Raw genomic sequence first — 20,626 nt, forward strand, 5'->3', positions numbered from 1 at the left:
GGGAGTCCTTAATGGCCGATCGCGATGTAGCCGTAGGTGGATGTCGCCGTGGCGTTGGCGGTAAAGCCGGTACGGGTGCGGGAGCCGGGAACAATATTCATCACCTCGGCCTGTCCCGTAGTGTCTTCACCGCTGCCCACGTCGAGAACAAAGCATCTATTGGGGAAGCCGATCGGGAATAGGAACTGGCTGCCGTTGGTTGCGATGTAGGCATTGCCCCACTGGATGATCAATCCCCCCATCCAACGGGGGAACGCGATGTAGCCGTTGTCTGCCAGGCTGATCGAAAAGCCCCAACGCAGGGTGCGCGGCGTCACGATGCTGGCTTCATCGGCCCCGGCGTCCAGTTGTTCCAGGTTGGCGATCGGCGCGATGCCGGCCACACCAGGAAGGGCCTTTTTGCTGCTGTCGATCACCTCGGACGATCCCGTAAACACAATCGGATTAGGTCCAGGTGCAACTCGCTGAATACGCACAGCGCCGCCGCCTGCAATCAGTACAACCGCTGACCGGGATTCGTCGTGGCGCATCCAGTGGACGCCGTTCCAGTAGCAGTTTTGTGCCAGGTGGGTTTCTTCCAGGGCTGTTAAAAACCCGAAGGAACCAGCGTGAATATCCAGACTGTTCCCAGGCAGTGGGTTCAAATTCGGGATGGCGTCATCGATCCCGTAGTGGGCCAGCTTGGTGCCCCTGTCGGCTTTCTTCTTCAATTCAGCATCGATCTGGATCAACCACTGGTGATGCTGGTTCAACGACTGGCGCAGTTGATCCAAAAAGCTATTGATGCTCGTTTTATCGTAGGTGTCGCCACTGTCCCGTAGCTTCTCGCTGTAGCTCCAGTTGATCGGGTTCAGGCCTGCTTCGGCTTTACGCACATACACGTTACCGGCGTTGGCAAACACCGTAACGCACGGTTTTGATTCGTCATGGCGCACCCAGTAGTGGCCGTCCCAGTAACAATTTTGGGCCAGGTTGGTCTCAACCGCCGAGGTGAGAAAAGCATAGGTTCCGCCGTGAATATCCAGACTGTTGCCGGGCAGCGGGTTCACGTTCGGAATGGCATCATTGATCCCGTAATCAGCGAGTTTTGTACCTTTGTTCGCCTTCTTGGCGATCGCCTCGTCAATGGCCTTAATCAACTGATCGATCTTGTCGGAGGTGTAGGTGTTGCCACTGTCGCGCACGTCGAACACTGACGCCCAGACGATCGGGTTTTTGCCTGGGCCAACCCGCTGCACCCGAACTGTGCCAGAGCCGGCAATCAATGACACCGCTGCCCGTTTTTCGTCATGACGTACCCAGTCGGCGCCGTTCCAGTAGCAGTTCTGGCACAGGTGCGTTTCATTGAGCGCGGTCAAAAAGCCATAGGAGCCGCCGTGAATATCCAGGCTGTCACCCAGTGGATTGCGATTGGGAATGGCGTCATCGATCGCGTAATCAGCGAGTTTCGTGCCTTTGTTCGCCTTCTTGTCCAGCTCGCCTTGAACCCACTTTTTCCCCGCAAAGTGCTTCACCAGGGAATCACTGATCGGCTCAGCCTGGCGCAGATCGGCCACGGTGTTGGAGTCGGGTAGATCCGCCAGCGGCACGCAGAAATGGCGCACGCCGGCGCTGTCGGTGAAGTCGGCCAGAGCGGCGCCGAAACGCACTTCCCAGCGGGCCACCACATCGCTTAACTGGCGCTCCAGGCTCACATCCAGCCAGGCTTTGGCAGGAAAGCCCGGCGGCGCCACGGCGACGGCAGCCGCCGCCAACACCCGCACCCCCTCGACATAGGCCGTCCCGGGTTGCACCTGGTAACTGTTGCCGACCTTGGCCAGCTTCAGCCCGTCGCTGAAAAAGCAGGCTCGGCCGAAGGTGTCGCGGTTGCTCAGGCGCTCGCGCTCATCGATACCATGCAGGCGTACGGTGAAGTCGTGCTGCCAGGTCTTGGCGTCGATAGTGATTCCGGTCAGGGCTTGGGCGCCGTCGAACACCACCAGAAAGTTGCGGGTAACGTTGTTGCCCAGCTGCAGCGGCGGGATGTTCTTGCGCTTCTGCTGCAGCGGCACATAGGCCACAGCCAGCAACACGCCTTCGGCGGTCTCTAGGCCGATCCAGTTCCAATCAAAATCCCCGATATCGCTGCCCAGCATCAGGCTGTAAACAATCTGGTTGGGGTTCACAAAGCCTTTTTGCGTGACGTCATAGCTCGCAACCAGGTGCGCGGCCGGCTTCGGTGCTGCTCGATCTACCTGGCCGTTGGGGTCCAGCCCGGGCACGTTGGCCAGGACAAACCGGGAAACGATCAGGGGCTGTTGTGCGCCTTGTTTTTGCGCGATCAGGCTTTCACCTGCAAGGGTAATGCTGGCTCCCATGGGGGCTCCTACAGGCTGGCGACCAGCGTTTGCTGGTCGTCGTTGAAGTCCACCGCGACAATGCGCAGTGACACGGGGGTGATGGTCACGAAGTCATAACGCCGGCAGGTGCGGCCGTACTGCTGGATCAGCACCCGCAACAGCTCGGGGTTCTGCGACAGCTGCGAGTCGGACAGGCGCAGCAGCACCACGTCCCAATCCCGATCGGGCATACGCTCGTCGATCTCGACATAACCCACGCCGAGGCGCTGCAGGATGCGTTTAAGCCCGGCCGTACTGCCGGCATCAACTGCGTTGATAAAGGCGAATTTGACCCGCAGGCGGTACAGGCTTTCGGGTTCGTCCTTGAAGCGGCTGATATCCCGCTGCCAGGCCAGCAGATCGAGCACGGTCAAATGGCAGGTGTCGGCATCCATCTGCAGCAGCGGCCATTGCAACCAGCCCTCGACCGTCTCCCACCACTTTTGGCTGGCGGCCTTGAGCTTGGTCAGTTGCGGGCCATCCAACCAGAACGGCAAATTGAGCTTGATCATGCGAACACCACCTGCAGGCTGCTGATCCGGGGAATCGTCAGCTCTGACACGATGTCGGCGTTATCGAAGCGCAACGACTCGATGCCGGCGAACTGCTGGTGGAGTTCTTCGCCCAGGCGGCTAAAGGAGAACCGCGACTGCGGATAGGTCAGCGTCGGCTGGTAGTCGCCGGTGCCGCTCTCGCGAAAGGCTGCACGGATGAATAGATCGACTTCGGCCTGCAGCTTGGTGCGCTGCTCGACGGTCAGTAGGCCCCGTGGCCACAGGGTCAACTTCAGCGCGTGCTGGGTCTCCGGCATCACCATCACCAGCAGATCGTCGCCGTGGCCATGGTTGCCCTGGTCGCGGATATGGGCGTTGATTTGCTCCAGGTATGTCGCCGCCGGCACGTCCGCGTCGAACAGCACATAGGCATTGGCACTACCTGGCCCCCGTGGGGCGCCGTGTAGAAAGTACACGCCATCGGGCCGCACGCCCGGAAAACCGGCGATCATCGCCCGGTACACCGCGTCGGTGTGCCACTGGTTGACCGCCGAGAACTGGTTGCGCACGCGCAAACGCAGCTGCTCGTCGGGCTCAGGATCTGCACCTGGTGCAATCAACCAGCCGTCAGCGTTGACCACCTGGGCGATGCCGGCGATCGGCACCGGCAGGATGGCGTAGTAACCCGGGGCCAGGTTGTAGCCGCTGCCCACGTCCTGGGCCTCCACCGGCACTTCCAGCTGCATCAGCCCATCAGCAAAGGTCGCCGCCTGGGTGGTCACCAACTGGTAGATATGGCCATTGATCGCGGCCGACTGCACCAGGATGCCGGCGGGCAGCTCCAGGGCGCCGCCGGCAACGTCGCGGATAAACAGCAGCACGCCTTTGGCCTTGGTCGCACCTTTGCGCTCGACGTTGACCGCCCAGGCCAACATGTCCAGCCACTTACGGACGGCGGTTTTGACAAAGAAGTTAGGCAGCACGGTGTCGCTGACAAAGGTAATCAGCCACATGACCGGCTTAGTCACCAGGGCCGTGATCACCCGCCAGAACGGCGAATAGGCGCTGGTGTTGCTCATCTTGCTGCCCTGGGCGGCAACTTCCTTTTCCCAGGCTTTGCGCAAGCCTTCCTCAGTTACCGGAATGCCGGACTCTGCCAGCGCCTGTTTAAAATCAACGTCGCTCACAGGGTCACCTCGATATCGCCAAATTTCAGGGTTTTAGCCGTGACCAGGTACTTCCCGGTTTGCACCTGGTTAATCAGGGCAGTACCGGGCACCAGGCGTTGGTCGGCCTCCACCAGCAGCTCCAGTTGCTGGATGCAGTCGCGCTGACGCAGCTTGCTGCGCTCGGCCACCAGCGTTACCAGCAGGCCGCTTTCGCGGATCATGTGCGCAATGTCTTGGGCGATGCTGGCCCGGTCATCAATCAGCAGCGGCTGACGGGACGGGTCCAGCGCCAGGTCGTTGTCGATGATCAGCAGATCGATGTATTCGCTCATCCCCCCACCGCCATGGCCAACATGCCTTCCAGCTCCAGCGGGTTCATTTGCTTGCCGGTGTGAATGTTCACGTTCTCCACATGGGTGCCCTTGTTCTGGGTTTGGTTGTTGTTCTGGATGCTTGCCAGCAGACCGCCCCGGGGCACAGCGTCTGGCCGCTTCGGTGACAGGCTGGCCACAGAGCCGTTGATACGCTGCTGACTTTGCTCGGCCTGCTGCATAGGTGGCGGCGCCAGTACCAGGGCCGGCGGTTGACGCGGCGGCTCCAGGGCGGCGAGTGGCTGCGCGATCGGCGCCGGGCCTTTCGGTACCGGGGCCAGGACCAAGGCCGGTGCTTGTGCCTGGGGCTGTAGGGCGTTGAGCATCGGCGCAGGTTGTGCCGGCACCTTCGACGTGGCCGCCATCACCAGGGGCGGCGCCTGGATTGGCTGCTGGGCGGCGCCCACCAGCTGCGGCAGCAACGGCGCCTCGACCTGAGGCGCACTGATACCCGGCATTTGCGGCGGTGCCGGCATATCCCCGAACGCGGCGTCGATCTGCACGCCCGGGATCTTGTTCAGCATCTCGATCAAGCCATTGATGGCCTGTTTAAAGATGTTGACGATGCCGTCCCACGCCGCGCTGGCCATGCCCGCCCAGCCGCCCATAGAGCCAAACCAGTCTGATAGCGCGGTCAGTTGCCCGCTGACCCACTGGAACGCCTCGCTGTTGAGTAGCGCGCTGGTCCACTGGTCCCAGTAGATGATCGCCGCCGCCACGGCCGCGACCAGGGCAACGATGCCGATCACGACCCACGTCACTGGGTTAGCCAGCAACGCGGTGTTGACCAGCCAGATCGCCCCTTGCCATAGCAGCATGGCGCCCTTGACCAGGCCCATCCACGCCACCATCAGCACCAGGCCGGCGACAAACGCGACCGCCATCACGGTGTGGTAAAGGAACATGGCGATGCTGCGCAGGCCCACCATGGTGAGGACTTTCCAGACCGTGACCAGGCCCAGCCAGACCATCTTCGACATACCGACGGTCAGCGTGAGTAACGACAGCGCGGCGATGATGCCGAACACCACCAGCACGGCGATGCTGATCACCCGGGTGATGTTGGGGAACAGTTGCGACCAGCGTGTCAGGGTGGTGGCCACGCCCGTCAGCCTGGCCATAAGCGGCTCCAGGATCGGCATCAGCGATTGACCGAAGGCTATGCGCAATGCCTGCACGGCAGCGGCGAACTGCTGCCACGGGTCTACCATGTCCTTGGCCATGCGCTCGGCATTCTCCAGGCCGCGCACGTTGCCCAGCTGTTCCATGCCGTTTTTCAGCCGGCCGGTGTCGCCCATCAGGCTGGTGATCAGGCGTGCCGCTTCGCCGCCGAAGGCATCGCGCAGCTTCTTACCGTTGGCCTCGATCGACAGATCCCCGAACTTGCCCTTGAGCTTGTCCAGGATGTCCATCATCGGCAGCAACTTGCCCTGCTGGTCCACAAAGGACATACCGAGCTTTTCCGAGGCGCCGCTGACGTTCTCGAAAAACGCCTTGTACAGGCCGCCCGCCTCGCCGCCTTCCATGCTGCTGCCCAGGGTGCCCAGGACTGCCATCTGTTCCGCCAGGCTCACGCCGGCGGTGCTGGCCAGCCCGCCGGCGGCCTTGAACGCCTCGCCAATCTGCGCGCCGCTGGTACGGAACAGCTTTACAGCCGTCGCCGTCTGGCCCGCCAGAGTTTCAACCCATTCGCTTTTGCCCATGGCATCGGCCTGGCCTTTGAACAGGCTGTACATGGTGCCGACGTACTGCCCCATGGTGTCCGCGTCGGATTTGGTGGCCTTGGCCAGCACGTTGCTGGCATTGGTCACCATCGCCAGTTGGCTGCCCGTTAACCCCTTCATTGCGCCGTCGATGCTGTACGCCGAGGCCACAAAGTCACGGGCGTTCTCGCCGTAGGCCACCGAAAACTCCAGCGACTTGCGGTTCAGCGCCTTCAACGCATCTTCGGCCACGCCGAGCGATCGAACCTCGCCCAGGGCGCGATTCATCTCCAGGGCCGGTTGCAACGACTGATTGATGGCCGCGCCCGCGCCCAGCAGACCCGCCAGGCCAAAGCCCATTGTCTTGATGTTCTTTTCGCTCTGTTCGGCCAGGTCAGAAAAGCCCATTTTCACCTTCCCCAGGGGCGCGGTGACCTTATCGGTCAGGCTCAGAATGAAGGCCAGGCGGGCACTTTGGTCAGCCATCTAGGGGTTATCCGTTCAGTGCGTAGGCGATGCCGTTAGCGATGGCGATTTCCATCCGGCGCCAGTGTTCGTCTTCCAACCATTTGGCCGTGCCCATCACCTCGGCGGTGGGCTCGGCACCAGGTAGCCAGCGGCTGGCCAGGGCCACCAGTTGGCCCAGGCCGTTTTCGGTCAGTCGTTCGGCGTGGTCGAGGGCTTTTTTACGGTGATTTCAACGTCCGGGCCGTACTCTTCCAGGAGCGCACCGGCCAGTTGCATGACCAGCACCGGGTTGCCCAACTGGGCCTTGAGTGTGGCGCGCTGCTCCTGCTTGACGGTGGTCACCAGCAAGTTGTTCGCCGGCGAGACCTTGTTGTTTTGGGTCACCGCGTTGAAGTACTTGGTCACGTCCTGGGGAGTCAGTTCAAAGGTGAATTCCTTGTCGCCTACTTCCAGGGTGATCTCGCGTTTATCGTTCATGGGTGTTGCTCCGTTCAGGGGTAAAAGTAAGGTTCAGCGCAGGCAGATCCGGCGCACGTGGTCCTGCAGGCCCAGGATCATTTGCCGACTAAGGGCGAGCTGATCTCTGAGGGTGAAATAATCTTGTCGAGCGTCTGCAGTGAGTTCGGCGGTTCCTGCATCAGCCAGGCCGCCGGCGCCGGCTTTGCTGGCGGTTGGGGCGGTACAGGTAGCCTTGACTGGCAACCGCTTACGGCCAGCGCCAACATCAAGGCGCAAAGCATCGTTTTCAGCGCGTTCATGGTTCAGTTCCTGGGTTCGTTGAAGGTCGATGGCGTCACGGTCGGCCAGCATCTCGCCGCTGATCCGTGCGGCTTCGCGCAGCCCGACCACTTCGGACAAGGCTCTGTCACGCTCGCGGCGGGCGTCGTCGCGCTGGCCTTCCAGCAGGCCAAAGCCGAACCAGGCCACCAGGCACAGCGCCAACGGAAAAAGGGCTTTGCGCAGCATCACAAGCCCGCCTTGCAAAGCTCGACCTCGGCCAATCGGCGCGCGTGCAGGCCCGGGACAAACACCTTTTTGCCCTGGGCGGTGGTGATGAATGCCCAGACCGGTGTTTTGCCGTCAGGCGCCCAGGCCAGGGCCTCACAGCCGTCTTTGATGCGCCCGGCATTGATCAGGCCCACGGCGCGACTGGCGCAGGTGCTGGGCGTGCCGAAGTTGTGGCCATGGCTGCTCAGGGAGTCGAAAGTGTTCTGGCCCACGTCCTGGTTGGTGATGCAGTCGGCCAGCTGCAGTTGGCCTTTGCGGATCACCAACTGCTCCACCTCATTGCACCGGGCGTCTGACCAGTAGTCACCGACCACCACCGGGTATGGGCTGGTGTGCCGGGTGATGCCCTTGCACACCGTTGGCAGGCCACGGGCCAGCTTGTCCGCATATACGGTGTTCTGGCCGTTGCCTTCCCAAGTGCCCAGGAACACTACCAGCGTGGAGCTGGACAGAACCATGGCGCCGGCGGCGATCTTGCCGCGCAGGCTCATGGGAACAGCACCCGCAACAGGACTGGCCCGAACATCTGCAGGATGGCCCACAGCGTGCTGGCCACCGCCAGCGCCCAGGTAATTTTGGTGCCGATGCCGGATACCACGCTGGTCAGCTTCTGCTGGCCAGCGTTGAGTTCCGACAGTTGGCCGGACATGTGTTCAAACTGCTGTTCCAGCTTGCTGACACGGATGGGCACGGACTCATGCCGGTTTTCCATGTAGGTCAGGCGGTGTTCCATGATTGCCATATTTTGCTCCAGGCCGGCCAGACGGCCGGGCTCTGAAAGTGCCTCGTTGAGGCTTGGCCGCAGACTGTTGGTCATCGGCGGTTTCCCTTCTCGAAAGTGGTCTGGCATGGCGTGCAGCGGATGATTCCGCCCTGTTCCTGGCGCTTGGCCGGGATCTCGTCGTCACAGTCCAGGCAGTGGCTACGGCTCGGCCCCGAGGGGCGCAGACGGGCGCGGTGGGCCTGAATGCACCGCTCGCGCTCCAGTTCCTCGATCTTCTTGGAGTCGTCGAGCCAATCACCCATCAGCCCAAGCCCTCGATCTCGGTGGAACTCAGGTACGGCACGCCGTTGATGCGGATAAAGTCCGGGCTGGTGACCTCAAACGGCACCTTGTGCTTGGTCTTTTCGCCGCCCTTGGGGTCGATGCTCAACAGGCTCGACACCTTCAACTTGCAGCCGAACGCCTCAATGCGCAGCTCGTCGTCGCCGGCCTTGGCGAAAAACACCGAGTCGAACGCCTCCAGCTCGCGAAAGCTGCCGGCAGCGCGTGCCGCGTCGATCAGCAAGCCGAAGTTGGTCGAGTCCAGTTCAAACTCGCCAGCGGCCGACACGTCGCCATCGACGTAGCCGTCAGGTACGCCCCGGGTTTGTGCGACCTTGCTGTTGTCGGTGATATCCAGGGTGCAGCTTTCGACGTGGACCAGGAGGTCGCCCAGGTTCACGTCAAAGTTCTTGCCGCCAATACGTGACATAGGGGGTTACTCCGAATCGTCGGTGGAAAGGTCCAGGGCGATGTTCGCCGTGAGGTCTTTCGGGCAGTTATGGGGCTTGAGCTTGATAAACGCCTCGACGGCGGTTTTGCTCTTCCAGACCAGCACGATGTCGCCGTCTTTTGGCGATTCGATCTCGCCCGGGAACACCTCGCCGGCGAATTTGACCGACTTGGCCATCCGGCGCAGGGGCGCCATCAGCGCGTTGATGTTCACCGCCATGCTGTTGGCCGTGTTGTTCAGGCGCCGATCGGCCACGCGACGGATCAACAGCGGACGCACCAGGCGCGCCGCCTTGTCGGCCAGGCGCAGATATTCGATTACCTGGTAGTCGCTGGCCGGGGAGTCCAACATGTTGCCGTCGCCCCAGTACACGCCCGGGTAGTCGGGATAGGTCTGCGAGACGGAAAAGCGGGCTTTGTCCAGCTCGGCACGGATGGCAGACGGCAGCGGTTTACCCTCGCTGTCGATCGGCACCGGCCCCAGGCCCAGCACTGCGCCGGTGGCCACACGCATGGGGCTGTCGGCAATGCTGACAGCGGCATTCGCCAGGCGACCGGCTAGCACGCCCTGGTCATTACCGTGGAGCTGCGGAACCACCAGCACACGCGGGGCGGCCAGGCCGGCGGTGATTGCCTTTTGCTCGAGCAGGTACTGCGCCCAGGTGAGTTGCGCCGCGATGCCGGCGGTCGCTGCCATGAAGAAAACGCGGCGCCCGTAGATATTGCTCACGCCAATGGCCGCATCGTGCATGGCTGACAGTTCGTCGCCCTTCGTCACAGGCTTGGTGATCACCACGGCTTCAACGGAAAAGCCCTGTTGCTGCGCGATATCCAGTGCCGTTTTCCAATCGCCTTCAGTGCCGATCGGCGCCGCCAGGCACGCCCAACGATCGCCGCCGTTCAAGCGTGCTGCAGTGATCTGGGTTTTCAGATCGCTTGCCGGAATGCCCAGCTCGTTGTCCAGATCGCTGTCGGTGTTGAGGGCGAGCAATTTGCCGGTGTTTTTCGGGCCGGCCCCGATGAACAGAAAATAGCGCTCGATCTCAGTCACGGCGCCTTGGCCCAGATTGAGATTGTTAACGCTGACTTTGCCAAGTGCCATGCTGTGCCTCGTTAGCGGGGTGAATTTAGGATTTGCTGCAGCACCTGGTTCACCAGCACGCTGGTGTCACGTTCGCTGCTTGCGCCGAGGAACTGGCGCTTGGGCAAGGTGATATCCCAGCTCTGCGCGCCGGTAGATTCGGTTCGTTCGTCGTTCAAAATGCGGATCAGCAGGCCGGCCTGGGCGTAGTTCACATGCTCTTGAATCCACGCCACTGACGGCCGGGTCAGGCTCTTTTTGCCCTTCTGCCGGGTACGAAAGCCCAGGCGGCGTAGGCGCTTGGCCTGCTTGTCGGTGCAGGCGGTGCCTGGTGGAACCTTGTTCCAGCGGCGCATCTGCGCGGCCGTACGCCGCTCTGAAACGCCGTTGTGTTGCTGCGCGGCGACCCACCGGGTCAGCGCGTTACGCCAGCCCAGTTCGGCCTCGTCGGCACTCACACGGGTGACCTGCAGCAGCTTGGCCAGGCCGGCTTCCATCTTCTTTTTGCCCTTGCTCGATCCCTTGCGGGCCTCGAAAGGCGAGCCGTCCAGGTTCTGCTGATCGCGCACCCGCTTGCGGCTCATGGTCCGCACGCGCTTGGTCACGTTGTTGAGCAAACGCCGGCGCAACTGCGGCGACAGACTCAGCAGCGCCAGTTGCTCGCGTACGCCCAGATAGCCCCGGGCGTCCAGCTCCAGGGTGCTACGCGCCATGATCGACCTCGCCCTGTTCGGCGGTCCAAAGATCGAACGGGATAAACGCCCAGGTCTTACCGAACGCCTCAATTTCGCCGGTGGGATCTTCGGCCAGGTATTGCGGTTCGATGAATTCCAGGGACAGCTCCACGTCGAAGGTGTCCGCGTCCAGGGGTTCAACAGCGAACAGCGGCGCCGGCAGATCGTGGCGGTACCGGTCGGAGTCGTGGGTTTCCAGCCAACTGGCGACCAGGGCCATCAGCCTGGCCGGGTGGTCGGTGAAACGCTCCAAGGCGAACACGGCGCGATAGCGCATATCGGACATGTGCAGGCCGTCGCGGTCGGGCTTCCAGATCAGTTCCAGGCTGACCTGTTCGGTCCAGCTGTCGAACTGCTCAGGCTCCACCAGTCGGCGTTCCATCAGGTAGGCAGTCAACGCCTTGAGCTGGATCACAGCAGAGCCGCCGTGATACGGCCACGGCCCTGTAGGGCACGAACGGCCTGCTGGCTGAATTCCAGAAAGGTTTCGCGGCGTTCAGGGGCTTCCTTGCCGGTGTTTTCGGCGCTTTCGCGGCGGGTGACGGTGGCGAATTGGGGCAACGAATTGCCCTTGGCGCGGCAGTACACGGCGCGCTTGTAGAGCATGACCTTGTGGGCATAGCTCCACTCGGCGGGAGTAGTCACGCCGGCCGCTTTTTCCAGGCTCGATATGCCTTCAGCCTGCAGGGTGGCTTTCACGCGGTCCAGGTCGTCGTTCACCTCGACCATGGCGATGCTCAGGGTGTTGACCAGCAGCTCTTCCAGGTACTCCGCCGGCAGGCGATATTCCTTCTGGAATTCAGCCAGGGAGAGGTTCGGCCAAAAGCCGTCGTTCTCAATCTGGCGTTCCACAAAGGTGGTAGTGCGGCCTGAAAAGCTCATCGCTGGGCGCTCGAATAGGGGCGAGGAAACTGTTTCAGTGGGTCAGGGCCATAAATGGTTGGCTCACATCCACAGTTTCTCGCCGGGGGGGGTAGTCGGTTACTCGGTGGCCTGTTCGGCCTGTTCTTTTTGCTGCTTTTCCAGTGCCTTGCGGGCACCGCCCAGGCGTGTCCCTACGCCAATTTCCGGATACAGCTCGATCGCACGTTCAAAGTGTTCGATGGCTTTGGTCCACTCATTTGCGTCCAGGGCCTGAATCCCAAGCACTTTGTGGTAACGGGCGGTGATGCCTTCGAACAGATCCCACTCGCCATCCACGAAGGGCAGTAAGCTGCTGACATAGGGCTCAGGACTGCGCTTGGCCTTGTGTTCCGCTTCGGCCCAGTCGATCACCGCATCAGCGACGAAGGTCTGCAAGTCGCGCCGCAGGAAGCGTTCCGGCATCTGCTGGTCTTGGCCCATGGCGAACAGCGCCACTTCCAAACCCAGGTCGAACTGGACGGTATCGAACAGCCACACCACCACCTGGGTTAACACCGGGTTCGGGTAGTTCAGGCCCGAGTCGCGATAGCGCTCCACATAGTCCATGTACTTGGGCAGCAGCTCGTCCCGCTTGAGCTGCTGACGGGTATCCAGGCTCTTGATAGCGCTCAGACGCTCCAGATCCTGGGCCAGTGCGGTTTCCATCAGCTTTAAGTGCTTTTGGGCGTTCGCGGGACTGGTCAAGGCGGTGTCTGCCGAGTAAGCCGGGTCAACACCGCCACTGGCGGCATCTGGGCCTAGCGCCAGGATTCGCCGCTTATGCTCAAGTGCCAGGCTCATGGTTTAGGCGCCGGGGTTGGAAGGACTTCTACGTTTTCAGCGGCGGCGAATTTCTCCAGCTGCTCGATCACGTAGCCCTCATTACGGCTGTTGTAGTCCTCGGTTCTGGAGCGTTTCGGGTTCTGGATCAACTGGCGGCGCCAGCTGCTGTCCTGGAAGTAAATCGACAGGTTGTCCCAACTGGTGACCACAACCGCGTTCACTGGAAAGAACGGTACGATGAAGCTCGGCAGACCACCGTAGGTAGCGATTACCTGGGCGCCTTCGATACGTTCTTTTTCGGTGGGTGTGTCGCCTTGTTTGGCGTACAGCTTGCCCTTGTCAGCGGCCATCAGATCGCTGCCGATGATCGCAATCAGGTCGCCGGCGTCGCGGTGAACCGGGTCAATCATCTGTTTGACGTCATGCACCAGCTCGTCAAGGTTGGCGTAGTCGCCCTCTACGCCGAGGGTGACCTTGCCGGCGGTCTTGCCTGCTTTCAGCACCTGGGCCGGGATCTGCTCACGGGCGATCTGTAGCCACCCCTTGTTCACGTCCTGCAGCATTGGGAAAGCGGTTAGGTCGGTCTGCGGCGCCGCATGGGTGCCGTGCCAGCCAATCATGATTCGATCCAAGGCAATCTGACGTTGAACAGCCGCGGTGTAGCGTTCGGCAAAGTCTGGGAATTTCGCCCAGGCGTCGATTTTGGCGTACGGAAGGCCCACGTCGGACTCTGTCGAAAACAGCTCGTATCCGAGTTTGTCCAGGCCGGAAACGTCCCGGGCATCACGGTCGGTTGTCTTGGTGTTGGTGCGACTGGTGACCGGGCCGGACACGCCCAACATGACCTTCTCGCCCTTGATTTCTGACACGCCGAGTACGTTGATTCGGCCCAGAAAGTCCGATTTTTCCGTGATCTTATCGTTCAGTTCCTGGGCTACGGACGGCTCTACGCTGAACTGTTCGCTTGCGTCATCGACGCTGTACGCTTCAGCGATTGCCAAGCGCAGCAGGCCATATTGATTCAGTGCGTGGGTGGACAGGGTTTTGCTCATGTCAGACCACCCGCTTTGCGGTCGGTTTGACGGCACCGATAGTGCGTGGCACCTGGCGGCCTTTGACCGTGCTGAACGCTTTGGTCAGCAACGATTCGATGTTGGCCAGGCGTTTGTCGGTATTGCCACGGCGGGCAAATTCGCGATCAGCTTCGGCCTGCTCGACGATATCGGCAACGGCACTCTCAACGTCATCGATCGGCGCCTGTTCGGGTTCTTCGGCGTCTTCAGTCGCGGGTTCAATCACTGCTTGAATGCCGGCAGCGACCAGCAACAGCTGCTCCAGCAATGCTTTCAGCGCTTTGGCTGTAGCTTCATCCATTGGGGGTGTGCTCTCGGTTGGGGTTAGCGGGGTTGCGGGGGATTCTTCGAGGCCGAAGCGCTTGAACAGACCCGCGAACATGGCAGCGAGCCGACCGATATCACCCTGGGGTTGGGTGTCACGAAAAGAGCCAATAGCCACCGAGGCGGCGTAGTAAGCGGTCTTGTTGGAGCGATTCGAAAAGTACAGTTCCTGGGTGCCAACACTGGCGGGCTCGTCGGTGACGCCCAGGCCGGTCAGATACGCTTTGCCGGTGTCTCGAAAGTTCGGGGTGATTTCGATGCTGCTGAACAGTTTTTGCCCGCGATCATTCAGGTACAGCAACTGGTCGTTGGGCTTCAACTGAGCTTCCAGGGCCACTTCGCCAGGTTCCAGATCGTCCCCTTCTTCAACCAGGCGCACGGCGTATACGGTGCCGTGTGAGCCTGGCCAGCGTTGGTGGTCACACCAGATAACAGCGGTATAGAACGACGGTTTGTAGGTTGCGGCGATATCGCGCAGGTCCTGGACCGGGATGTCGCGACCATCTGCGGTCTTGCCGCTGGTGGCGACACGTTTCCAGAACGAAACAAGGGAACGGGGCATGGGCGTTATCTGCGCTCAATCGGTGATTTGAGTCGCCACGATAGGGAGCGGCCACGCCTCAAACAAACGCTTTGCCTCCGCTCTGTTCGTAGATTCACGTTCTACGTCAGACGCCGATTTTAACCCCGCGTTTTGGGTGTTTTCGCCGCATAGACTGCGGCCATGCCATACGCCCCCGAACTTCGTGAAACCGCCAAACGCCTCTATTTGCGCCGCTGTAAGCCGCGTGAAATACAGGCACAACTCAAGCTGCCCAACATCCGCATTGTTTATTACTGGATCGCCAAAGGCGGCTGGGACGAGATGCTGTCGGACGAAGAACCGCTGACGGCTGTCAGCCGACGAATCACCCTGATCTTGGAGAAAGCCGCGACCCTGACCAAGGGCGAGCTGGACGAACTGGACCGGCTGACGGTCGTGCGCGATCGTCTCTTAAAACAGTCGGCCAAGCCGGTGCAGGCCCCCGCCGGAGATGTTCCCGCTGATCACCAGGAGTCGCGCCAGGGCCAGCGCACAGAGCGCCGTGATCGGGGCGAAAAAGGCGGTAGGAAACGGGAAAAGAAGGTCAAGAACGACGTTTCAGGCCTTACCGAAGTCGACTTTCTGGATAAGTTCATCAGCAAGATGTACGGCTATCAAAAGGAGCTGTTTGAGGCCAAGCTGAACCCGCTGACCCGCCGCATTCGAAATGTGTTGAAGTGCCGTCAGTCGGGCCTGACGTACTACTTCGCCGGCGAAGCCTTCATGGATGCTGTGCTGACCGGCGATAACCAGATGTTCCTGTCTGCCAGCCGTGCGCAGTCGGAAATTTTCCGCAGCTATATCATCCAGTTTGCCCAGCAGTGGTTTGGTTTGGAGCTGACGGGTAACCCGATCGTATTGAGTAATGGCGCCGAACTGCGTTTTCTAAGTACCAACAGCAGCACGGCCCAGGGGCACCATGGCCATGTCTACATCGACGAATATTTCTGGATACGCGACTTCGACAAACTGAGCACTGTGGCCAGCGCCATGGGCACCCATAAAAAGTGGCGTAAAACCTACTTTTCAACGCCCAGCGCGGTCACCCATCAGGCCTATCCGTTCTGGACTGGTGAGGCCTTCCGCAATAGCAAACGCAAAGCGGCGAAGGCACCGTGGCCCAGCGCAGAACAGATCGCAGCCGGCGTGCTCTGTCCTGACGGTCAATGGCGCAAGGTGATTACCATCACCGATGCCATCGCCGGCGGCTGCGATCTGTTCGACATGGAGCAGCTGCAGCTGGAGTACGACGAAGACAAGTTTCAGCAGCTGTTCGAGTGCAAGTTTATCGACAGCACCCAAAGCGTGTTCAGCCTGGCAGACCTGGAGCGGTGCTATTCCGATCTAGACCTGTGGACTGACTTCAACCCCGACGACGATCGGCCCTATGGCAACAGTCCAGTATGGTTGGGCTATGACCCAAGCCGCACACGCGACGACGCCACCTGTGTTGTGGTCGCCCCGCCGCTGGAGCCGGGCGCCAAGTTTCGCATCCTGGAGAAACACAGCTGGAGGGGGCAGTCGTTTAAGTACCAGGCCGCCCAGGTCAAGAAACTTACCGAGCGCTTTAACGTGCAACACATCGGTATCGACACCACGGGTATCGGCTATGGGGTGTTCGACCTGGTGCGCGACTTCTACCCGCGAGCGACCTCGATCCACTACAGCCTGGAAACCAAAAATACTCTGGTACTCAAGGCCCAGGACACGATCCAGGGCAGCCGCATTGAATGGGATGCAGGGTGGAACGACATCGCCCAAGCGTTCTTGACGATCAAGCGTGGCGCCACGGCCAGCGGTCAGATCACCTACAGCGCGTCCCGTACCGACGCCACCGGCCACGCGGATGTTGCTTGGGCGGTCATGCACGCGCTGGCCAATGAACCCCTCAACACCAACAAAAAACGGCGTAGCCGTTACGCACTCAGCGGATCAGTTAACCATGACCAAGCGAAACCGAAAGCCTCAAGAAATAAATCAACCCAAGCGACAGCCAATGCGGGCGTTTTCGTTCGGGGCCCCGGAGCAAGTGTTGACCGAAAACATCGGGCAGTACCTGGGCGTGTTCGCCAGCCACGACGGCCGGATCTACACGCCGCCGGTGTCGCGCCAGGGTCTGGCCAAGCTGCTGCGCGCCAACGCTCATCACGGCGCCATTCCCGGATTCAAACGCAACATGCTGTTGCGTGAGTTCATCCCGTCGCTGGGCTGTACCACCGGCACTATGAGCCGCGCCGCCCTGGACTTTATGGTGTTTGGTGAATCATATTTCCTTCGCAAGCCAAACATGTTTGGCCAGGTACTGGAGATGGAGCATCTACCGTCAATCAACATGCGGGTGATGGTCAACGGCGGGTTTGTAATGCTGCAGCCGGATGGCAAAGAAGTGGAGTTTGACCAGGACGAGATTGAACACGTCCTTAATTACGACGTGGAACAGAATATCTACGGTGTGCCTGACTACCTGGGCGGGCTGCAAGCGCTGCTGCTTAACGAGGCTGCAACACTGTTCCGTCGGCGTTACTACAGCAACGGCGCCCACGCGGGATACATCTTCTATACCAATGACCCGAACTTGACCGAGGAAGACGAGGACGAACTACGGGCACAGATCAGTGCCAGTAAGGGCGTGGGCAACTTCCGCTCGATGTTCATCAACATCCCCGATGGTGACGAGAAAGCAATTCAGATCATCCCGGTGGGCGACTTCCAGGCCAAGGATGAGCTTGAGAAAGTAAAGAACATTACCCGTAACGATGTGATTGCAGCCTGGCGTATGAACCCCGCGCTGGCCGGTATTATTCCGGAAAACAGCGCGGGCTTTGGCGATATCGAAAAGATCGATCGGGTCTATACCAGTAACGAGATACGCCCGATCTGCCAGCTGTTTAGCCAGCTCAACGACACCTTGCGGGAGGACCGACGGTTTACCTGGCGAGCGCCGGAGACGTTGACGGCTACCACATGATGTGGTGACCACGACGGGCAAAGGCACTACATCTTGTGGCAGAATAGTGCCTCATAAGGAACCCTGGGGCGGGAGATATGCGAGTTACATGTAAATGCGGGCACAAGGGCCGGGTTCGTGACAGCAAGGCACATTCGCCCGACTTTGTAACGCTGTACTGCCAGTGTTTAGATGTTAGTTGTGGTCATACTTGGGTGGCCACTTTAGCCTTTGACCACACCCTAAGTCCCTCGGCTAAAATGGTAGATCGCCTATTGTTCGACCGACTGCGAGAAATGCCGAGAGCCGAACAACGGGACCTATTTGATCAGCTCGGCGCACAGCTTTTGCGATAGATTTTGATTCTAGTTTCAATAGCGCTAAAACTATTAATTGTATCTATTCCGTACTCTAAAAAGCCCCTGCGGGCTCGCTCGGTTAACTGATGCTCGGATGTTGCAATATTCACAATCAGCATAAGTTTGTCTCCGAGCTGTTCTATATCGTCAATTAGTTCAATAAGTGTTTCGGTGCTTTTCATATGGAACTCCATGTTTTCCTTACTCGCCTTGACAAATATTATTTGGTCCGAATTTTGTTAGGTCAAGCTGTTTTTTCAGAGCTTGTAAAGTTAAATTAAAGCTGCGAATCATATTTTTTTGTCTGCGATTTTTGTAGTGCGATACGATTTTGGCTTCTTTCGGAAAAGTCCTATTGCACTCTTGGGGTGTGTGGCTCTGATGGTGTCGATAGGCGGGTAGAATTAAAAAAGGGCGCCTGGGGCGCCCTGAGTATTTATTGTAAGTTTGTTTTTCCTGTTTTTACCCAGGTGACTGCGCTCTGTAGAGGTCGTTGATAAAAACTACGCCATAAGACCTGTTGCCTCCAGTGCGCTCAAATGCTGCAACGATGTACCCGTTGGGCAGTGGAATGGTTACGTGCCCGTTACCAGTGTCGTGGTGTAGAAGGGTTGTTGCTTCGACCATGACAAAGCCGGGAGGCAAGTCTAATTGTAGTCGTGCGCTTTCATATTGTTCATCACTGATAGCTATCATCATACCGTCAATAAACATTAACCTTCTCCTTTATTAGGAAGAATTATAGAGAAAGGCTCTACAGTAAGGACTGTGGTTTGTAGTTGTTGAACGCATCTGGCGAGAATTGCATTTAGCTTGACTTGATTGTCATAAAGAACTTCAAGTTCTAGTGACCGTTCAAGCCTATGGATAATTTCGTTATTCATGCTGCGGTGGTTGGCTTTTGCTTGGGCATTAATAGATGGGCGCAGTCCGTCAGGTAGTCTTATTACGAATTTATCTTTTTCGTGAGAGTTAGCCATTTTTCACCTCTGCCAATTCCAGATCGTCGAAGCTAGGGCATTCGACATCTGCTGCTATTACGCGAATGCCACACCATCCATATGGGCTTCCCTCAACAATCCCACCCCAGCCTTCTTCATCGTGTAAATCTTTGGTCCATATAGGGGCCGGGTTGTCGAAGACTCCTCGTTTTCCCATGTGCTCTGAAAACGAGGAACCACCTTCACTGAGCATCATGTTGATCATGGTTTGACCGAAGTATCTAATTACCGCTCTAACTACGTCACCATCTTCAGAAAACAATCTATTTTTGTGATCAGACCAAAACCCGTTGATCAGTGTGGCCCGTTCAACATTCAAGATGTTGTGATCGACTTCCAACGTTACTTCATAGTCTTTCCAAACCTCTTTAACTTTGTAGCGCTTTACATTGCTTTGTTCAGGCATGATGTAACTCCTTCCAGGTCGCTGGCTTAGCGAGCAACTGGGCCACGAAGGCTGCATCGCGCTCTGACAAATCGCCCAGGGTTTGGGCCATGTCGGCCAGAGCTTCAAGGCGCAGACGGGCGTCTGGTGTTTTGTGGACCAGGTAACCGATCAGGGCCGCGCCGATCACGGCGGTGACCAGCATCGGCCGAGTGGGTTTGAAAGCGCTTCCAGCCGCCTGGGCGATCGCTGTGGTAGCCTTACTCTCACTGCTGCTTGGGTGCTGTGCTTGCATGGTTCTGCTCCTCTTGTGGTGGTTGGTGTCGGGGAGGTGCGAACTCCTCGACACCGTCTATTTCACGCCTGCCGTAACTGGCTAGCGGTGAATACCGTGCGCTGTTCACTGCGTACTTCAAACAACCCCAAATCGTGGCCATCCACGTCTTGCAAATGCACGATGGTGATGAGGGTCGGTATGTCTTCGGGATGGTCACGCCAGTGCGCATCAGTCGCCAGTTCGGCTAAGCCTTCGGGCGTGCATGAATCGACATAGTTGGCTGGCAGTTGCAGTTGGCCGCACAAGGTGTTGGCGCTGTATCGAATAATCATGGCGATACCCCCTCAGGCTTGGCGCACCAGGTGCACAACCAGGTAATCGGGCAGCCCTGATTTTTCCTCTTTTGCCGCCAGATCCAGCACGGCCTTGATTTGAAAGTTGGTGCAGTCGTCCGCCAGGAAGTACTTGGCGCCAGCTATTGCCTGGCTGGCGATTTGGTTAAGGAAATAGGGAGTGGTATAGGCCGCGCCGACAACGATCGGAACCTCAATTCCCTGGCTGGCCAGTTCGGTCTGGATTTCCTGCAGCGTGGTGTTTTTGCCAGGGCCAGCGTTGCCGATGATTACTTGCACTTGCATGGTTTTGTCTCTCTTTGTTGGTGACGCGGAAAGTCCGCGGAAATAAAAACGTGTGTAGTCCCCTTCTAAGTCCGGAACATCCGGAACATCAGAAAGTTTTTTTGCTGGAGCCCTTGAGTTACGGGGCTTTCAGCGGTGTAAAAATGTTCCGGTACTACCGGAACATGCCGGAACACGGGTTTTATGAAAAATGGCTACAAGCCACGTGAGACAAAGGCTGTAGCGATGTTCCGGTGTGAAGTCGTTACCGGAACATTGACGGAACATGCCGGAACGGATGTTGTTCCGGTGCGTTCCGGTATGTTCCGGTAGCACTGGAACGCCTTTTGTCTTGTAACTAACTGTATTTATTGAATTATTTGTCTATTAAATATAAATGTTCCGGATGTTCCGGCTGATCGGCGTGGCTTCGCACAAAAGCCAAGACCACACCACCAACACCCTTTCCACCC

The 20,626-nt window shown here is 59.0% G+C and carries 29 protein-coding genes; 3 read left to right on the forward strand and 26 right to left on the reverse strand.

Features of this window, described 5'->3' with window-relative positions:
- Positions 1 to 8: 8 nt before the first annotated feature.
- From HBO11_RS28505 to HBO11_RS16420, 19 genes are all read right to left on the reverse strand, one after another.
- The gene (locus HBO11_RS28505) at positions 9 to 2,357 is read right to left on the reverse strand and encodes a phage tail protein (protein ID WP_178121769.1); all 2,349 of its coding nucleotides are present in this window, start codon (positions 2,355 to 2,357) and stop codon (positions 9 to 11) included.
- Positions 2,358 to 2,365: 8 nt separating this feature from the next.
- Positions 2,366 to 2,890, reverse strand: a complete 525-nt coding sequence (locus tag HBO11_RS16335; RefSeq protein WP_038442366.1) for a phage tail protein — start codon at positions 2,888 to 2,890, stop codon at positions 2,366 to 2,368.
- On the reverse strand, positions 2,887 to 4,059 hold the full coding sequence (locus HBO11_RS16340) for a baseplate J/gp47 family protein (RefSeq protein WP_170058909.1): 1,173 nt from the start codon (positions 4,057 to 4,059) through the stop codon (positions 2,887 to 2,889). The genes HBO11_RS16335 and HBO11_RS16340 overlap by 4 nt, the downstream gene beginning before the upstream one ends.
- Positions 4,056 to 4,373: a DUF2590 family protein gene (locus HBO11_RS16345; RefSeq protein WP_092231951.1), complete on the reverse strand. Its 318-nt coding sequence runs from the start codon at positions 4,371 to 4,373 to the stop codon at positions 4,056 to 4,058. The genes HBO11_RS16340 and HBO11_RS16345 overlap by 4 nt, the downstream gene beginning before the upstream one ends.
- On the reverse strand, positions 4,370 to 6,601 hold the full coding sequence (locus tag HBO11_RS16350) for a phage tail tape measure protein (protein ID WP_170058910.1): 2,232 nt from the start codon (positions 6,599 to 6,601) through the stop codon (positions 4,370 to 4,372). Before HBO11_RS16350 ends, HBO11_RS16345 begins: the two co-directional genes overlap by 4 nt.
- A 7-nt stretch (positions 6,602 to 6,608) precedes the next feature.
- Positions 6,609 to 6,749, reverse strand: a complete 141-nt coding sequence (locus tag HBO11_RS16355) for a hypothetical protein (protein WP_162843522.1) — start codon at positions 6,747 to 6,749, stop codon at positions 6,609 to 6,611.
- Between the two features lie 23 nt (positions 6,750 to 6,772).
- Positions 6,773 to 7,060: a putative phage tail assembly chaperone gene (locus HBO11_RS16360; protein ID WP_170058911.1), complete on the reverse strand. Its 288-nt coding sequence runs from the start codon at positions 7,058 to 7,060 to the stop codon at positions 6,773 to 6,775.
- A 33-nt stretch (positions 7,061 to 7,093) separates the two neighbouring features.
- A complete protein-coding gene (locus tag HBO11_RS16365; RefSeq protein ID WP_170058912.1) occupies positions 7,094 to 7,549 on the reverse strand; it encodes a lysis system i-spanin subunit Rz in 456 nt (151 codons plus the stop codon).
- Positions 7,549 to 8,082: a lysozyme gene (locus tag HBO11_RS16370; RefSeq protein WP_170058913.1), complete on the reverse strand. Its 534-nt coding sequence runs from the start codon at positions 8,080 to 8,082 to the stop codon at positions 7,549 to 7,551. The genes HBO11_RS16365 and HBO11_RS16370 overlap by 1 nt, the downstream gene beginning before the upstream one ends.
- On the reverse strand, positions 8,079 to 8,408 hold the full coding sequence (locus HBO11_RS16375) for a hypothetical protein (protein ID WP_262376968.1): 330 nt from the start codon (positions 8,406 to 8,408) through the stop codon (positions 8,079 to 8,081). The genes HBO11_RS16370 and HBO11_RS16375 overlap by 4 nt, the downstream gene beginning before the upstream one ends.
- Positions 8,405 to 8,617, reverse strand: a complete 213-nt coding sequence (locus tag HBO11_RS16380) for a TraR/DksA C4-type zinc finger protein (protein ID WP_092231967.1) — start codon at positions 8,615 to 8,617, stop codon at positions 8,405 to 8,407. Before HBO11_RS16380 ends, HBO11_RS16375 begins: the two co-directional genes overlap by 4 nt.
- On the reverse strand, positions 8,617 to 9,066 hold the full coding sequence (locus tag HBO11_RS16385; RefSeq protein ID WP_092231970.1) for a phage protein: 450 nt from the start codon (positions 9,064 to 9,066) through the stop codon (positions 8,617 to 8,619). The genes HBO11_RS16380 and HBO11_RS16385 overlap by 1 nt, the downstream gene beginning before the upstream one ends.
- 6 nt (positions 9,067 to 9,072) lie before the next feature.
- Positions 9,073 to 10,188, reverse strand: a complete 1,116-nt coding sequence (locus HBO11_RS16390; RefSeq protein ID WP_170058914.1) for a DUF2586 domain-containing protein — start codon at positions 10,186 to 10,188, stop codon at positions 9,073 to 9,075.
- 11 nt (positions 10,189 to 10,199) lie between these two features.
- Entirely contained in the window at positions 10,200 to 10,880 is a 681-nt protein-coding gene (locus HBO11_RS16395) for a phage virion morphogenesis protein (protein ID WP_092231976.1), read from the reverse strand.
- A complete protein-coding gene (locus HBO11_RS16400) occupies positions 10,870 to 11,316 on the reverse strand; it encodes a phage tail protein (protein ID WP_170058915.1) in 447 nt (148 codons plus the stop codon). Before HBO11_RS16400 ends, HBO11_RS16395 begins: the two co-directional genes overlap by 11 nt.
- On the reverse strand, positions 11,313 to 11,783 hold the full coding sequence (locus tag HBO11_RS16405; protein WP_170058916.1) for a head completion/stabilization protein: 471 nt from the start codon (positions 11,781 to 11,783) through the stop codon (positions 11,313 to 11,315). The genes HBO11_RS16400 and HBO11_RS16405 overlap by 4 nt, the downstream gene beginning before the upstream one ends.
- A gap of 99 nt (positions 11,784 to 11,882) precedes the next feature.
- On the reverse strand, positions 11,883 to 12,605 hold the full coding sequence (gene gpM, locus HBO11_RS16410; protein WP_170042237.1) for a phage terminase small subunit: 723 nt from the start codon (positions 12,603 to 12,605) through the stop codon (positions 11,883 to 11,885).
- On the reverse strand, positions 12,602 to 13,639 hold the full coding sequence (locus HBO11_RS16415) for a phage major capsid protein, P2 family (protein WP_170042238.1): 1,038 nt from the start codon (positions 13,637 to 13,639) through the stop codon (positions 12,602 to 12,604). The genes gpM and HBO11_RS16415 overlap by 4 nt, the downstream gene beginning before the upstream one ends.
- Before the next feature lies 1 nt (position 13,640).
- Positions 13,641 to 14,546 (reverse strand): GPO family capsid scaffolding protein, encoded by a 906-nt coding sequence (locus HBO11_RS16420; RefSeq protein WP_170058917.1) that lies wholly within the window; start codon positions 14,544 to 14,546, stop codon positions 13,641 to 13,643.
- Positions 14,547 to 14,708: 162 nt separating this feature from the next.
- Between HBO11_RS16420 and HBO11_RS16425 the strand changes: the two genes are divergently transcribed.
- The 3 genes from HBO11_RS16425 (at position 14,709) to HBO11_RS16430 (ending at position 17,870) form a co-directional block, all read left to right on the forward strand.
- Positions 14,709 to 16,757 (forward strand): terminase family protein, encoded by a 2,049-nt coding sequence (locus HBO11_RS16425; RefSeq protein ID WP_170058918.1) that lies wholly within the window; start codon positions 14,709 to 14,711, stop codon positions 16,755 to 16,757.
- A complete protein-coding gene (locus tag HBO11_RS28705; protein ID WP_346266876.1) occupies positions 16,669 to 17,535 on the forward strand; it encodes a phage portal protein in 867 nt (288 codons plus the stop codon). The genes HBO11_RS16425 and HBO11_RS28705 overlap by 89 nt, the downstream gene beginning before the upstream one ends.
- Positions 17,536 to 17,612: 77 nt before the next feature.
- Positions 17,613 to 17,870, forward strand: coding sequence for an ogr/Delta-like zinc finger family protein (locus tag HBO11_RS16430; RefSeq protein WP_170058919.1), 258 nt, complete (start codon positions 17,613 to 17,615; stop codon positions 17,868 to 17,870).
- Here HBO11_RS16430 and HBO11_RS16435 read toward each other — a convergent pair.
- The 7 genes from HBO11_RS16435 to HBO11_RS16465 form a co-directional block, all read right to left on the reverse strand.
- Entirely contained in the window at positions 17,843 to 18,055 is a 213-nt protein-coding gene (locus HBO11_RS16435; protein ID WP_170058920.1) for a hypothetical protein, read from the reverse strand. The two genes, HBO11_RS16430 and HBO11_RS16435, sit on opposite strands and share 28 nt — an antisense overlap.
- 280 nt (positions 18,056 to 18,335) lie before the next feature.
- Complete coding sequence (locus HBO11_RS16440) at positions 18,336 to 18,587, reverse strand: hypothetical protein (protein ID WP_170058921.1); 252 nt, start codon at positions 18,585 to 18,587, stop codon at positions 18,336 to 18,338.
- Entirely contained in the window at positions 18,587 to 18,853 is a 267-nt protein-coding gene (locus HBO11_RS16445; protein WP_170058922.1) for an Arc family DNA-binding protein, read from the reverse strand. Before HBO11_RS16445 ends, HBO11_RS16440 begins: the two co-directional genes overlap by 1 nt.
- Entirely contained in the window at positions 18,846 to 19,280 is a 435-nt protein-coding gene (locus tag HBO11_RS16450; RefSeq protein ID WP_170058923.1) for a DUF2528 family protein, read from the reverse strand. The genes HBO11_RS16445 and HBO11_RS16450 overlap by 8 nt, the downstream gene beginning before the upstream one ends.
- Positions 19,273 to 19,554 carry a hypothetical protein gene (locus HBO11_RS16455; protein WP_170058924.1) on the reverse strand — a complete coding sequence of 94 codons (282 nt, stop codon included), beginning with the start codon at positions 19,552 to 19,554 and terminating at the stop codon, positions 19,273 to 19,275. Before HBO11_RS16455 ends, HBO11_RS16450 begins: the two co-directional genes overlap by 8 nt.
- Before the next feature lie 62 nt (positions 19,555 to 19,616).
- Entirely contained in the window at positions 19,617 to 19,868 is a 252-nt protein-coding gene (locus HBO11_RS16460; protein WP_170058925.1) for a hypothetical protein, read from the reverse strand.
- A 12-nt stretch (positions 19,869 to 19,880) separates the two neighbouring features.
- Positions 19,881 to 20,168, reverse strand: a complete 288-nt coding sequence (locus HBO11_RS16465) for a hypothetical protein (protein ID WP_170058926.1) — start codon at positions 20,166 to 20,168, stop codon at positions 19,881 to 19,883.
- Between the last annotated feature and the right edge of the window lie 458 nt (positions 20,169 to 20,626).

The organism is Pseudomonas sp. WS 5010 (assembly GCF_012985565.1).
In the GTDB taxonomy this organism is placed as follows: Bacteria; Pseudomonadota; Gammaproteobacteria; order Pseudomonadales; family Pseudomonadaceae; genus Aquipseudomonas.